Origin of the sequence: Clostridium tarantellae (assembly GCF_009295725.1) — a bacterium.
GTDB lineage: Bacteria > Bacillota > Clostridia > Clostridiales > Clostridiaceae > Sarcina > Sarcina tarantellae.
Genome location: NZ_WHJC01000087.1, coordinates 1 through 12265, shown reverse-complemented (window position 1 = coordinate 12265; position 12265 = coordinate 1). Strand labels below are relative to the sequence as shown.

General features: G+C 23.7%; 12 protein-coding genes. 6 read left to right on the top strand and 6 right to left on the bottom strand.

Features of this window, described 5'->3' with window-relative positions; all coding sequences use genetic code 11:
* Nucleotides 1-1365: 1365 nt before the first annotated feature.
* Nucleotides 1366-2517, bottom strand: coding sequence for a replication initiation protein (locus GBZ86_RS07645; protein WP_152889323.1), 1152 nt, complete (start codon nucleotides 2515-2517; stop codon nucleotides 1366-1368).
* A 394-nt stretch (nucleotides 2518-2911) separates the two neighbouring features.
* Here GBZ86_RS07645 and GBZ86_RS07640 point away from each other — a divergent pair, with 394 nt between their 5' ends.
* On the top strand, nucleotides 2912-3403 hold the full coding sequence (locus GBZ86_RS07640; RefSeq protein ID WP_152889321.1) for a hypothetical protein: 492 nt from the start codon (nucleotides 2912-2914) through the stop codon (nucleotides 3401-3403).
* Between the two features lie 494 nt (nucleotides 3404-3897).
* On the opposite strand, the gene GBZ86_RS07635 is transcribed toward GBZ86_RS07640, so the two are convergent.
* Complete coding sequence (locus tag GBZ86_RS07635; protein ID WP_152889319.1) at nucleotides 3898-4113, bottom strand: hypothetical protein; 216 nt, start codon at nucleotides 4111-4113, stop codon at nucleotides 3898-3900.
* A 181-nt stretch (nucleotides 4114-4294) separates the two neighbouring features.
* Nucleotides 4295-4792, bottom strand: coding sequence for a hypothetical protein (locus tag GBZ86_RS07630; RefSeq protein ID WP_152889317.1), 498 nt, complete (start codon nucleotides 4790-4792; stop codon nucleotides 4295-4297).
* 260 nt (nucleotides 4793-5052) lie between these two features.
* On the opposite strand from GBZ86_RS07630, the gene GBZ86_RS17090 reads away from it, so the two are divergent.
* A complete protein-coding gene (locus GBZ86_RS17090; protein WP_170272182.1) occupies nucleotides 5053-5223 on the top strand; it encodes a hypothetical protein in 171 nt (56 codons plus the stop codon).
* A 227-nt stretch (nucleotides 5224-5450) separates the two neighbouring features.
* On the opposite strand, the gene GBZ86_RS07625 is transcribed toward GBZ86_RS17090, so the two are convergent.
* Nucleotides 5451-6884 (bottom strand): beta-barrel domain-containing protein, encoded by a 1434-nt coding sequence (locus tag GBZ86_RS07625; RefSeq protein WP_152889315.1) that lies wholly within the window; start codon nucleotides 6882-6884, stop codon nucleotides 5451-5453.
* On the bottom strand, nucleotides 6874-9090 hold the full coding sequence (locus tag GBZ86_RS07620) for a peptidase domain-containing ABC transporter (RefSeq protein WP_152889313.1): 2217 nt from the start codon (nucleotides 9088-9090) through the stop codon (nucleotides 6874-6876). Before GBZ86_RS07620 ends, GBZ86_RS07625 begins: the two co-directional genes overlap by 11 nt.
* Before the next feature lie 279 nt (nucleotides 9091-9369).
* On the opposite strand from GBZ86_RS07620, the gene GBZ86_RS07615 reads away from it, so the two are divergent.
* From GBZ86_RS07615 to GBZ86_RS07610, 3 genes are read left to right on the top strand one after another with little or no spacing between them, the layout of a single operon-like run.
* Nucleotides 9370-9531, top strand: coding sequence for a bacteriocin-type signal sequence (locus GBZ86_RS07615; RefSeq protein WP_152889312.1), 162 nt, complete (start codon nucleotides 9370-9372; stop codon nucleotides 9529-9531).
* 20 nt (nucleotides 9532-9551) lie between these two features.
* Nucleotides 9552-9716, top strand: coding sequence for a hypothetical protein (locus tag GBZ86_RS17085; protein ID WP_170272181.1), 165 nt, complete (start codon nucleotides 9552-9554; stop codon nucleotides 9714-9716).
* Between the two features lie 57 nt (nucleotides 9717-9773).
* Complete coding sequence (locus tag GBZ86_RS07610) at nucleotides 9774-10511, top strand: CPBP family intramembrane glutamic endopeptidase (RefSeq protein WP_152889310.1); 738 nt, start codon at nucleotides 9774-9776, stop codon at nucleotides 10509-10511.
* A gap of 57 nt (nucleotides 10512-10568) precedes the next feature.
* Here GBZ86_RS07610 and GBZ86_RS07605 read toward each other — a convergent pair whose 3' ends face one another.
* On the bottom strand, nucleotides 10569-11417 hold the full coding sequence (locus GBZ86_RS07605; protein ID WP_152889308.1) for an Rpn family recombination-promoting nuclease/putative transposase: 849 nt from the start codon (nucleotides 11415-11417) through the stop codon (nucleotides 10569-10571).
* Nucleotides 11418-11545: 128 nt separating this feature from the next.
* Here GBZ86_RS07605 and GBZ86_RS07600 point away from each other — a divergent pair.
* A partial coding sequence (locus GBZ86_RS07600) for an IS982 family transposase (protein WP_152889306.1) occupies nucleotides 11546-12265 on the top strand: 720 nt, incomplete at its 3' end.

Below are 12265 nucleotides of genomic sequence, written 5' to 3'. Positions count from 1 at the left end.
TTTAAGGGGCTACGCCGCATTTTTCTATAGACTTGTCAAGTTTTTTCTGAAAAAAAGAGCAAGATATATTTCTATACCTTGCAATTCTAAAATAAACAATATAACTTTTCTTAACTTAATGACATTGCTTAATTAATAAGTCCTTTTTAAAAATTTTAATACAAAAAAAATATTTATTTAGCTCTCTAATTTTCAATATTACTATAAAATTATTAACCAAAAATTAAAATTTTCATCACAATTTTCTCTTATGTAATTTATAATTTTTAGTTGTTTATTTTTAATTTATGAACAATTTATTTTAAATACTGATGTTAAAAAATTTCATATATAACTCATATTATTTTATATTTATTTGTATTTTTAAAATAATTTTTGCTCATAAAAATCTAATTTCTCTTTTAATTTTTATATTACATCAGCGATAAATTTAATTCATTTTAGTGTAAAAAATTCAATCTATAATGACATTAAATTAATATTTTTTTTAAAAATAAGGTAATAAAATTTATAATTTATTTTTTTAACATCTGTAATTTTAAAAACTAATTTAGCTTGTATTTAATCTTATTATTTGATTAATTTATTTCTATTTATAACATTAATTCCTATTAAATTTGATTTTAAAATTATATATTAGAGTAATATTTTTTCATTAAACTTTTTCTTTTTTTAGCTTAAAAATTATTTTATTTTTATATTATTTTAAACAAAAACTATACAATTTTTATTTGTTTTTTGTTTAAATTCCTCTTATTTTTAGAATATAAAACTTGTAATTTTGTGGGTCAGTTGTGTGTTTTTCGTGTGTTTTTTGTGTGTCAAGCGTGGGTCAGTTGTGTGTTTTTTTATACTTTCATGTACCCATGGAAATCCTAGGCACTGCCTAGGTCTCCACCTTGTGTGGGGACAATTTCCCCTTATGCTCTACCCCAATAAAAAGATTAACTATTTTTTTATACTAAAAATTATTTTTATAATCCATTATTGGGTGAGGGAATAATTCATTTTTTTCTTATTTTCAATCTAAAAAATTCTTAAAATTTATTAATGGTTCCAAAAAAGTATTAATAAAAATTATATATTTTAAAATCATATACTCTACATTTTATTTTAAAATATGTTTATTAAATTTTACAGTTAGTTATGTTTTTTTATTTTTTTAGATAAAATTCTTTTTATTAATTTAAATTTTTTTCTCTTTCTTAAATACTTTTTATAGTATTTAATTTTACTTTTTTTAAATTTTTTAAATTTTTTATTGATTAATTATTTAATAAGATAAATGATTTTTTAAATTTATTTTTCCTTTAAAAAAGTAATAGACTTAATCTGTTTTTATAAGATTAAGTCTATTACTTTTAATTATTCATCCCAACCTAACAACTGCTTTTCTAAAGAATCATAATCATATTCTCGTTGAGAGTAATTAGTAAAATTTAAAGTTTTAATATTTTCATTTTCAGCTTTTGTTGCTGCTATTTCATCTTTTGTTTTTAAATTTTCTAATATACCAGTAAGAAATTTTACAGGAGCTTTAATTTTTTCTCCTTCTTCTTTTTTACCTATAAGAATGTTAATAGCTCTATTAAATATATCTTCACCATAGGCGTTTAAATTTCTTTCTAACGTTTTAGCTGATATTTTTATTTTATTTATTTGTAATTCTTCTATAGCTTTCATGGTTGCAGATGATACTATTTCTTCAACATCTACAACTGGAACATTTGTTGCCACTTCTTTAGGTGTGTCCGTTATACTTATTTGTTCTTTTAAAAGTTTATTTTCATCTCCATCACTATCTATTTTTTTAAAATTATAATGGCGTGGTTCATGATCTTCTATACAAAAAGTTATAGATACTACTGATCTACTAACTTTATTTTCTGTAAAAGAAACATCCATATTTAATTTTTCATTAATTTCTTTTATAGCTGGATTAAGAACTTTCTTTTTAAAATTCCCATATACATCATAGCTTGTACCTGATTCTATTTCGCAAATACTTTTTAATTCCTCTAAAGTATATGTATATATAACTTTCAAATTAGGTTTACTCCAAATCCTTAACATTCCATATACTCTTTGAGTATAATATCCTTTAGCTCTTCTAACCATTTTTAAATCTATAGGAGAGTATCCAATTTTATTATATTCTATTAATGCTATATAAACTTCTTCATGCATACTACATATAAATTCGTCTGTTATTGGATTATATTCATATTTACTTATTAAAGTAGCTCCAATACGCTTATTGTTTATCTTAAATCTTATTATTATTTTCATAAATCTTTCTAAAATTAATGATATGCCATCAATAGTATTATTTCTAGTATCTTTAATATATGTTTTTATTTCTTCTCTACTCAATACAGCCTTTCTCATTTTAAAATCTTTAATAAATTGACATCTTTGTAACAAAGCATCGAATAACTTATATTCAGATGCAGTTAATTGTTCACTAGCACTTGCTAATATTATACTATTAGGTTTAAATAATACTTCATTATTCATATTGTCCCTACCTTTAAACTAAAATTATAATTATTATTTTACAACTTAGTACCAATTTTGTAAAAGGTACTATTTAAAATGTAAAAGGTACTATTTAAAATGTAAAAGGTACTATTTAAAATGTAAAAGGTACTATTTAAAATGTAAAAGGTACTATTTAAAATGTAAAAGGTACTATTTAGGCTTTAAAAACTTAGCATTCATGCCTGTTTGAAGCATGTCTAAATACATTAAATACAATTAAATACATTAAATACAGTTTAAATACTACTACAGTATAAAATGTTGTGGTTGTATTTACTATAATAAATTTAAAAATATAAACATTAGGTTTTAGCTTGAGTTTTTATTTTATATTTTGATATTCTATTACTTAGAATAATTATGAGATGGGGTGCTTATTATTAAATATTTAGATTTAGATTCAAATTATAAAAGAAAGCTTAGTGGTAGTATAAATAATTTCATAAAATCATCTATATCTTATAATAACTATAAATCTATCAAAACTACTGATATTTATAAGGAATGGCTTGATTGTAGTACTGAATTAGAAGATAGTATTCGTTATTATTTAAATAAAGGTCGTATTTCTAAAGAATTTGCTTTGGATAATGAACTTCTACAAGATATTGAAGCTCTTTTTAAAGTTAGATTAGAAAAAAGTGTTGCTAATTTACAAAAAAAGATTGATACAGAAATGGCAACTGAAAAACAAATTAATTATGCTAATAAGCTTTATAAAAAAATTAATGGTACAGATGGACCATATAAGCTAGAAACTTACACAAAAGCTGAAATAAGTGTTATTATTCAAGATTTACTTACACCTAATAAAGGTACTGCTAAAGTTATTGATTTTTTAAGTTATAAAAAAGATAATTAAAGAATGTGTAATGAAAATTTTTAAAAGCTTGTTTTTCTATATAAATTTAAAATAGAAAAACAAGCTTTTTAATATAATTTATATTTTTCTGAAATTATTATATTATTTTTTTGTACTATAATGCTTTAAAGTGCCTAAAACCTTCTTAAAACGTTTTTTATATCTATATGCAAGTATTATCATTAAATAAAATAAAACCTTTTAAAATGGGTTTTGATTCATTTTAAAGTGATTTAATTATTTGCAAACTTAAATTAGGCTGTAAAGTTAATACCACATCAAATTAAGAACATATCACATATACAATTTCTGATTTTTGAACTGTATTAAATTTAATAATTTTATGTTTTAAAAGTGCTTAGATTTAAGTTTACATATGTTTTTTATATAAATTTTAAGAGATTTTTAACAAGTAATTATAAGTAATACTAAGTGTTACTTATGGTATACCTTGAAAAACATTAAAGTACTACTAAAGTAATTCTAAGTAGTGCTTATAATATTATAGCTTTATATTGTAAAGCCTTTTCTATAACTTCTTCATCAGAAAAATCTGTCAAAAATATTAAGTCACAAATTTCAGGGTCTAAAACATTTTGCTCAATAATAATTAATTTTTTATCTAATACTTCACTAGTTTCGCCTTGTTTAGGATGTCTGATTTGATTAACTAATTTAACTAATTCTTTTTTAGTAAGTTTTTTATTCATAAAACTTCACTTTCCTTAACTAATATTTTTTATAAAATCTCTCATTAAACTATACCTTGAAAAACATAAAGCACTACTAAAGTAATTCTAAGTATTGCTTTTATTTCAACTTAGTTAAATTGTACATAGAGTTTATATTTAAAATATAGTATAAAACCTTCTCTAACTACTACCACTACTTTTAATTCATATTGTTATTTACTTTTCTAGTTTTAACCTTAAATTTAAGTGTAATATAACTAAGAAAAACTAATAATAGCATATATATTGGTATTATGATATATGCTAAGTTAATCATATCATATGCTTGTAAAAAGAATATTAAAGATTTAAATGGTAATGTTGTATAAATAGCAATAAAACCCATGCTAGACAATATAATACCATTCTCAGGTGTACTACCTGTAATGAAAGAAAAATCGTTTAAGTTTAGAAGATAAAATGTAAGTAGAAACATAATTATTGCTAAAAATATTAATACTGATTTAAATTTTACTTTAAACAACTTTATTAATATTAAGAATAATATAGTAAATAAAATTGCTACCCATATATAATTTTCTAAGTAAAAGGGTATACGTTCATCTTTCACAAGTAATGCCGCTATTATCATATTTATAATAGTGGTAATAAAGTATATTATCAATATTTTATACTTGTCCTTTAATTTTCCTATCAATTGACACTCTCCTTTTTTACAATAAAATAAGCTTATAATCAAATGATTATTTTACTATAATAACATATTAATTCATCAAACATTTCTAATTTTGATTTTAGAGTATGAGATTTCGTTGGTGCTCCATTATAAAATTAAAGTACTACTAAAGTAATTCTTAGTAGTACTTTAATTTTTCAAGGTATATAGGATTATATACCTTTTTTTGTTATAATCAATATAGAAAAATATGTAAATTATATTTTATGGAGGATGAATGTATGAGTGGTTTGGGATATGGATGGACAACAATTGTAAAAGTAATAAACAATACTGATAAATCAATAAAAAATATTAAATTTATTTATAATTCAGAAGAAATAAGTGTAAATGTAAAAAATATAAGGGGTAGAGTCCTAAAAATGCGGATTTTACCCTTTAAGCAAAATTAAGCTAGTAAATCCAATGGTTGTAGCGATTTGAGTATTTCATTGACAAACTATCAAATCATAGATTTGTTAAATTTAAAAATTGTTGTGGTATAAGTCTATTAGGACACCTCAAAGCATTGATTTTACTTAACTTGGTTATTGTTCCAATAGGGTAAACTTAATTAAAACAAATCATCAAAATTATTTCTTAACGGGTAAAATCCGCAAAAATAGGATGCTACCCCAAGTTAATCTTTTAGACCTAATTTTTCTAAAAAATAAAATAACATTTTTTCTTTTCTAGTTACTATTCTAGCTTCACAGGTCATTCCTGCTTTTATTTTATTTTCTTCTCCTTTGTGACTTGATAAAGAATCTTTACTTACAGTACCTACTCCAGTATAGAAAGCAAGTCCATTTTTAGTATCCATATTAGAATCAGCACTTAGATTACTTACTAATCCTTCTAAAAAGCCATATTCTTGATATGGTAGTGAAGGGAAACTATATTTTACAGATTGTCCTGTTTTTATAGTTCCTATATCTTTATCTGGTATCATTAAATCTATATTATAGCTGTTGTTATCAGGTATTATATTTCCTACCATGGCTCCTGGTTGTATCATCATACCTGGTTCTAGTTGTGCTTTCATATCTAAAATACCATCTGTATTGGCTTTTACTTCGCAGTTATTTATGTTATTATTTATACTTTCTAAAGCAGTGTTTATTTCAGTAATTTTTTCTTTATCGCCTTTTATACCATCTTCAATTTGACATAAGATAGTATTTTTATTTTTATCTAAAGATAACTTACCATCTTCATTTATTTTATTTAAGTTGGTATCTATATTATTTAGTTCATTGTTTAATTCATTAATAGAGCTTTGAACTTTAATAATAAAGTCTGCTTTATTCTTTTTTATCAAAGTATTGCTATTATCAATTTGTTCTTTTATGCTATTTAACTCTTCTTGAGAAGCTCCTTTATTTTTCGAAGCATTATATAAGCTATTTAATTCACTTATTTTCGTATCTATTTCCTTTTGTGAAAGCTTAAAGGCTTCAAACTGAGAGCTATATATGGTATTTTTCTCAGTATAATCTGTATTGTTATTTACTGAATTTATTAAAGAATTTAATGAATTAATTTTACCATTTATTGAATTTTTATTGCCATTTAAGGCTTCAATATCAACAGAATTAGTTTTATTACTTGCTTTATAGCTTTGAAATTTGTAATAATAACTTTTTTCACTTTCATTATCTTTATTAAAATAATTAGTATCATCCTTTACTGATTTAGATAGCTTGTTTAAATTATCTACATCAGCATTTAAAGTATTTAAGCTATTGTCTAGTTGTTTTTTCTTATCCATTAATTCTGGTGAAGTTATGGAATATAGCACATCACCTTTACTTACCTTTTCTCCATTTTTAAATTTTATTTCCTTTATGGTACCAGGAACTTCATTAGAAATTGCAAAAATTTTATCGCTAGGGCGTACTATACCTGAAACTTTTACTATTATTTCTTTTTCAGAAAACCAAGACCACATAAGAAAAGCTGAAATTAAGGCTATTAATATATACATAAATATAAGAGTGAAAGCATGAGGTTTTGACTCCATAATCTCTCTACCATCTGTAATATCATTTATATCTACAATTTTAAGCTTCATTCATAGTCACCACCCTTGCTTTTTCTACCACATCAAGTTCAAACTCTGGTAATTGATCCTTCCAAAGGTTATAGTATCTACCATGTGCTTTAAGTAGTTCCCTATGAGAACCCTGTTCTAATATTTCTCCCTTTTCTAAAACATAAATGGTATTACATCTCATTATGGTACTTAATCTATGTGCAATTACTATGGTTGTTATACCTTCACTAAACTCATTTATAGTTTTCTCAATGGCTTTCTCTGTTATAGTATCTAAACTACTTGTAGCTTCATCCATAATAAGTATTTCAGGCTTTCTAAGAATAGCTCTTGATATGGATAGCCTTTGTTTTTGTCCTCCTGAGAAATTAGAACCATTTTCTTCAACTAAAGTGTTATATCTTAATGGTAATGAATTAATAAAATCATGGATTTGAGCCTTTTTACAAGCATCTATAATTTCTTCATAGGTTAAGTATGGATTTCCTAAAGTTAAATTTTCTATTATAGTTCCATTAAACTGGAAAGTTTCTTGAGATATATAAGCAATTTTATCCCTTAGAGCCTCTATATTTATATCTTTTATGTTATAGTCATTTATAAGAATTTCTCCCTTTTCACACTGGTAAAAATTCATTAAAAGTTTTGCTAAAGTAGTCTTACCTGAACCACTCTCTCCAACTAAAGCTATTTTTTCTCCATTTTTTATATGTAAGTTTATATTTTTTAATATTAATTTTCTTGTACCATATCTAAAATCTACATCTTTAAAGGTTATTCCTCCATTTAAAGTAGCAGGTTTTATTTTTTTATGTTCATCCATGGATTTCTCTAAGTTTAAATCAAGTATTTCACCTAATCTGTCCCCTGCAACTATAGCTGTTTGTAAGGTTGGTTGAAGATTTATAATGTTTTCTATAGGATTTAAAAAGTATGCAAGTAAAGCATTAAATGTTAAAAGCTCTCCAAAGGTTAAATTACCTTTTAAAACTTGAACAGTTCCTATCCATAATATGGCTATGCCAAAAACTGATTTTACTCCACTTTTTAAAGAACCTTGAAAGTTATTTATAGAACCATTTCTAAATACATTTTTTATTAGCTTTATAAATCTCTTTTCAGTTTCTAGATTAACTTCTCTCTCTGCATTAAAAGCCTTTATAGTTTCTATACCATTTAAGGATTGAACTAAATAAGAGGTAAGTTTAGCATTACTCTCCATAGTTTCTCTATTAACACTTTCAATTTTGCTTTTAAAAATAAATACTATTATTCCATATAAGATTAAAGGAATTAATGTTAAAGAGAATAATAAATGATTCTGTGAAAAAAGAATAGCTCCTCCTACAATAACCATTAAAGTATCAATCATCATAGTAAGGGTTACTCCTGAAATAGCATCTCTTATTTTAGAAGCATCATTAAATCTAGAAATTATCTCTCCCACTTCCCTAGTACCAAAAAAATTCATAGGAAGATTTACTACATGGTCATAATATCCTAACATTAAAGGAATATCTAACTTTTGCCCTAAGTGTATAAAAAGTTGAGTTCTAAAAGCTTCTGTAATAACCTTAAATAACACAAGAATAATAAAGGCAATAGATATAGTAGTTAGGGTATTTGTTAAATTATTAGGAACTATATCATCTAATAGGAATCTAAAATAAAAAGAACCTATAATACCTAATAAGGTAATTAATATAGAAGAAACAAATATATTAGCAAGTAACTTCTTTTGAGGTTTTATTAAATCAAAAAACCTTGAAAATAACCCCTTAGTTTCATTTCCTTTCTTAAATTGAGCAGTGGGAGTCATAATTAATAATACCCCTGTCCAAATTTGAAAGAAATCACTAGGGGTATACTTAACAATTCCCTTACCTGGATCTGCTACTATAATTTCTTTCTCACTTATTTTATGAATTACTACAAAATGCAAAAGAGTTTTATCTATAACTACATGAGCTATAGCAGGTAAAGGAATTTCACCAAATATATCTTCAGTTTTATTTGCTTTAACTCCCTTAGCTGAAAGTCCTAAATTCTCAGCAGCCTGTATTAATCCAAAAGCACTAGTACCTTCCTTATCAGTACCAGCTACTTCTCTTATTTTAGATATAGGATACTTAAGGCCATACTGCTTACATATAGTTGCTAAACAGGCACATCCACAATCTTTATAATCATGTTGTTTTATACAATGATATTTTTTAAAGAACATTTTTATCTCCTATTTCATTTATTAATTTATATTTCTTAATTTATACTATATTATAGTAATTATGTTAATTTTATTATAAATAATATACAAAATTATTACAAAAAATATATTTAATTGTAATAATTTTGTTATCCTTTTCATTTCAGGTCAAAAAAATGCAATTTCAGGTCAAAAAAATGCAATTTCAGGTCAAAAATGTAATTTTTATGCTAAATTGTGATATATTTGTGTCGGGAAAAATTTTAAAATCAAAATATTTTAAAAATCGGAGGATTTGAAATGAATCTAAAAAATTTTGATGAAATTAACTTAGAACAATTACAAAAAATTAATGGTGGTAGCCAAGAAGATTATAAATTTGGTCATAAAGTAGGCAATACCATAAGATGGATAGGCAAAGAACTTTGGTATAACACAATAGGTGCTAGACCTGTTTATTAAATTATTGGAGGTAAATTCATATGGAAATTTTAGAAAATCAAACTCTTGAAACAATTAATGCTGGTACTATAGTAGGAGAAGTTTATAGAGAAACAAAAGAGATTTATAGAGATGTTAGAAAGAATTGGGATAATATGCAGGATTTTGCTAACGGATTTATTGATGGAATAAGAGGAAAATATTAAAAATATAATAAAAAGGGTATTAAAAATAATACCCTTTTTATTATGGAGGAAATTTAAATGAAAAAACATTTTTATACTTTTAAATTATTTAATTCTATTTTATACCTACTTAAATATTTATGTACTTTCTTTATAATTATAATTATTACATCATATTTACAACTTTATTTTAATCTTAATGATGATAACAGTTTTACTATTTGCTTGATATTATCAATTTTTTGTTTTTATATTCTTTTAAAATTAGAAAAAAAATCTCCTGTAAAATATTTAAATTTAAAAACATTTAAATTTAAATATTTTTATTTAATAATACTATTATCATTAAGCATAGTATTATCAGACTTAATTTTTTTACCGATTTTAGAAAAAATATTCCATATTCAAGTTCCTAATAATAATGGAATTACATTTTACAGTTTTCTTCATATAGCTTTTATAGCTCCAATATATGAAGAAATTCTTTTTAGAGGAATAATTTTTACAAAATTAAAGCAAAATTTCCCAACAATTGTTGCTATATTATTGCAAGCTATTATATTTGGACTTTTTCATGGTGGTTTAATTTTAAAATTACTTTCTACAACTACAGGAATAATTCTAGGGATTATATATAATTATACAAATAATTTAACAATAGTAATTTTAGTTCATAGCTTTTTAAATATATTTTTAGTAATATTAAATTTATTTGCTTTTGATATTAATCCTATTTTTTCTATATTTTTATTATTAAGTATATTTGTAGTATTTATTAATAAATTCAAATTATTATATAATAAAAAATATTCATAATTAAATAGCTATTTTAGGAAAAATAATTCACAATTAAATCCTAAAATAGCTTGTTTTTTAACTTCTAAGTTTTTCAATATCTTCAATAGGCAAGCCTGTTTTTAAAGATATAGTCTCATTATCTAAAATATCTAATAGATTTTTTGCAACTTCTAGCTTTCCTTCTATTTTGCCTTTTCTTTCTGAATTTTCTAATGCTGATATTTCATCATACATTGCTTTTTCTCTCATTCTATATCTTGCTATTTCTTCTTTATCCATACTTAATTTATATAGTTCACTTTTGGCTTTTCTTATTGATTCATCTGTTAGTTCAATTATTCTTACTGCTTGACTTTCAGGTTCTTTTAAAAACTCTACCCATTTTAAAAGTGAATCTATATTTTCAACTTCTTTTTCTGAATCTATTATACCTAGGTCTTTTGATTTAGGTAATTCTAAGAAATGAATTTCTTCTATATCAGTTAGTTCTTCATTTGTTATAACTTCTTTCATTCTATAAACATTATGAAATCTATCATTATCTAAATATTTAAAATTTAATATGTTTATACATACAGTCCTTGCTAATTTAGAATAATTTTCAGTGCTTTGAAGCTGATCTGAATATATTTTACTCCAATAATATAAAGTTCTTTGAATCATATTATATTCATTACTAACTTGAACTTCTATATTTATTAACTCACCTTTATCCGTAGTTGCTTTAATATCTAATCTACTAAATTTATCGCTTAAATACTCTTTATCTATATCATTATTTTCAATTTTTACATCCCTTATAGGATCTTTAGGTTTAATTACTGAATTAAGAAAAGATATTAAAGAGTCTTTGTTATTTTCAGAACCAAATATTTTTTTAAAGACAAAGTCCATAGTTGGTTTCATTAAAGTTCTTAATGCCAAATTACTCACTCTCCATATAATATTATTAAATTAACGTCTTGTGCTAGTTATTTTGAAAAAATAAAAAATCCAACATATTTTCTGCTATAATTTAAGAATTACCACAAACCAAACTATAGGAGGAAAATATGTTAGATTACAATAATTATTTTATAGGAGAAATAGAAAATTTAAAAGACTTTTTTACAATAACTTATGTAATTATAGATGATATTTACAATAAGTTAATTCCAAATAAGGTTAAGCATAGAAGGAATGTAAGTGATAGCAAACTTTCTGATACAGAAATTATTACTATAAGCTTAGTTGGTGAAGCAATGACTATAGATTCGGAGAAAGCTTGGTTCAATTTTGTTAAGAAAAATTTTAAAGAACTATTTCCTAACATTGGAGATAGAAGTAGATTTAATAGAACAAAAAGAAACTTATATACAGTAATTTATGAAATACAAAGTAAGTTTTTTTCAGAAAATAAATTTGGTGACAATTCTATAAGAATTGTAGACAGTATGCCTGTTCCCGTATGTAATTTTGGTAGAGCTTATTTTAGTAAATCGTTTAAAGATATTTCATCTTATGGTTATTGTGCATCTAAAAAAGAAAGTTATTTTGGTTTAAAATTACATGCATTAATTACTACAAAAGGGTTTATAACAGACTTTATATTAACTGCTGCTAATGTCGACGATAGAGATGCTTTATGGGAATTAACAGAGTCTTATAAAGACATTAAAATCATAGGAGATAAAGGATATGTTAGTACAGAAATAGGTAAACAACTTGCATTAGAGCAAAATATTTCTCTTTTAGCATTACAAAGAAAAAATAGTAAAACACAGTTTCCTAAG